The sequence below is a fragment of the Methanosarcina sp. A14 genome (assembly GCF_001729375.1).
Lineage (GTDB): Archaea > Halobacteriota > Methanosarcinia > Methanosarcinales > Methanosarcinaceae > Methanosarcina > Methanosarcina barkeri.
Map to the genome: position 1 here is coordinate 1 of NZ_LZPK01000262.1, position 2,465 is coordinate 2,465.

The window sequence follows — 2,465 nt, forward strand, 5'->3', positions numbered from 1 at the left end:
TTTTCTCCCTAGTTTTCTCCTTAGTTGTTTTCCCAGTTACTTCCTTTTCCCCGGCTTTTTCTTCTGCTTCCATCTGTTTTCTCTTAAATGTGACAATAAACTGAGTCCCTACCTCTTTAAAATCGGTTTCAGGCTCTTTATAAAGTATAAGGCTGATGCCTCTGCCCCATTTTTCGATCAAATGGATTTCATGTAGAGTTTCAGCAAGCAGTTCATTTCTTCGCTCGGAAACCATTTATTCAATTATCATTTGAGTAGTCTTTTTGGTAGTCTTTTTGGTAGTTTCTTCTTGACTCAATGGGAACTCTATCTTGTAGAAATCGATGCCTCCAGAAACTATTGGTTCCACTCCGTAATGGACTTTCCAGCCGGTAAACATTTTATCAAATCCAGAGCCAGCATTCTCAGAGAGTTTTATGGCTCGAAAGATTCTTGCTATTGTGGGATTTCTGGGCATAGAGAAATCTTCTTTCATCTTTCATAATTGATTCCAGGTCTTTTGGGAGATGGCCCGGATTCATAACTTTGGAATAGAATTTCTTGCTTCTTTTACTTCGAAGTCTTCCCACTCAAGCTCTTCCAGTTTTTCCAGCAGCTTCTTCTGATCCATAATACTAACCCATTCTGTTTTTCATCCAAATTTGTTCCGAATTTTTAAACCTGTGACCATCTTCCAGTCTTTCAGACTACTTATCTGCCTACTTTTTATCTGCCTACTTTTACCCTTTTTATCAATTTTAAACCAGTTTAAGCCAAGAGTCTCGGATTCTTTCAGCCGGAAGTCAGAGTTCATACCCAAGCCCTGCCAGATTCTCCTTAATTTTCGTCTCCAGCTCCTCTGATTTCTTGAACTGCTCCGAAAGTTCTACAGTCAATTTTCTCATTTTCTCTTCAAATTCCTCATCATCATCTTCGGTCTCTTCAAAACCTACGTAACGGCCAGGAGTAAGTATATAATCGTGTTTCTTAATTTCATCAACAGTTGCAGCCTTACAGAAGCCAGGGATGTCTTCATACTCCCCGCTTTCAATCTTTTCTCCACGCCAGGCATGGTAGGTACCCGCAATTCTCTGGATTTCTTCGTCAGTAAGTTCGCGGTGGGTACGGTCCCGTAAAACTCCCATATTCCGGGCGTCAATAAATAGGACCTCGCCGCTCCGGTCGCGGAAACCGCTGTTTTGCTTATCTCGGGCAATGAACCATAGGCAGGCTGGGATTCCAGTATTGTAGAAAAGCTGACCCGGAAGTGCGATCATACAGTCTACAAGGTCCTGTTCAATGATATTTTTCCGGATTTCACCCTCACCAGAGGTATTTGAAGACATGGAGCCGTTTGCAAGCACAAAGCCTGCAATTCCAGTTGGGGAAAGGTGGTGGATATAGTGTTGAACCCAGGCGAAATTGGCATTGCCTTTTGGTGGTACTCCAAATTTCCAGCGGACATCTTCGGAAAGAAGTTCGCCTTTCCAGTCCGAATCGTTAAAAGGAGGATTTGAAAGGATGAAATCGGCTTTCAGGTCTTTGTGCAGGTCATTATGAAAAGAATCACCCCATTTAATGCCATCGTTGTCTATACCTCGGATAGCAAGGTTCATTTTGCAGAGTCGCCAGGTAGTCTGGTTTGATTCCTGACCGAAAATAGAAATATTTTCAAGACGGCCTTCGTGCGCTTCAATAAATTTCTCGCTCTGGACAAACATTCCACCCGAACCGCAGCATGGGTCATAAATTCGTCCTCGATAAGGTTCAATCATCTCAACAAGAACTCTTACTATACTTCTCGGGGTATAGAACTGGCCGCCGCGCTTGCCCTCTGCATCTGCAAACCTGCCGAGGAAATACTCATAAACTCGGCCAAGCACGTCTTTACTTCGGCTTTCCTTATCCCCAAGGCCGATTGTGCCTACAAGATCAATCAACTCACCCAGGCGCTGCTTGTCAAGTCCTTCCCTTGCGTAGTTCTTTGGAAGCACGCCTTTTAGAGTATTATTGTCCCGCTCAATTGCAGCCATGGCTTCGTCTACAATTTTCCCAATATTAGGCTGCTTTGCACTTCTCTCCAGATGGTTCCAGCGGGCTTCGGAAGGCACCCAGAAAACATTCTCTGCTAGATATTCTTCCGGATCTTCCGGGTCTGCTCCTTCCTCAACTTCCAATTGAAGTTTTTCGTGCATCTCCTCAAAAGCATCCGAGATGTATTTCAGGAAAATAAGGCCAAGTACTACATGTTTATACTCTGCTGCGTCCATATTGTTTCGGAGTTTATCCGCCGCCTGCCAGAGTTTTTCTTCAAAACCTAGATTTGCGCCGTTTGAGCCTGCTGTATTTTTTGTCATGGATTCTCAACACTTAAACAGTAACTCAGGATAGTTTGCATACTGGATAGAATTATTGATTTAAGTGTTGATCGCTATTTTCTGTCAATAGCAATATTTTGCTAAGAATAAGAGTTAGTCAGATGAGTT

At 43.1% G+C, this 2,465-nt stretch carries 3 protein-coding genes; all 3 read right to left on the reverse strand.

Annotated elements, in window-relative coordinates:
• Nucleotides 1-235 (reverse strand): ATP-binding protein (locus A9239_RS12290; protein ID WP_304440482.1); only part of this gene is annotated, 235 nt, incomplete at its 3' end.
• A complete protein-coding gene (locus A9239_RS12295; RefSeq protein ID WP_048121047.1) occupies nucleotides 236-475 on the reverse strand; it encodes an ATP-binding protein in 240 nt (79 codons plus the stop codon).
• 307 nt (nucleotides 476-782) lie between these two features.
• On the reverse strand, nucleotides 783-2,336 hold the full coding sequence (locus A9239_RS12300; RefSeq protein WP_048121045.1) for a class I SAM-dependent DNA methyltransferase: 1,554 nt from the start codon (nucleotides 2,334-2,336) through the stop codon (nucleotides 783-785).
• Nucleotides 2,337-2,465 lie beyond the last annotated feature (129 nt).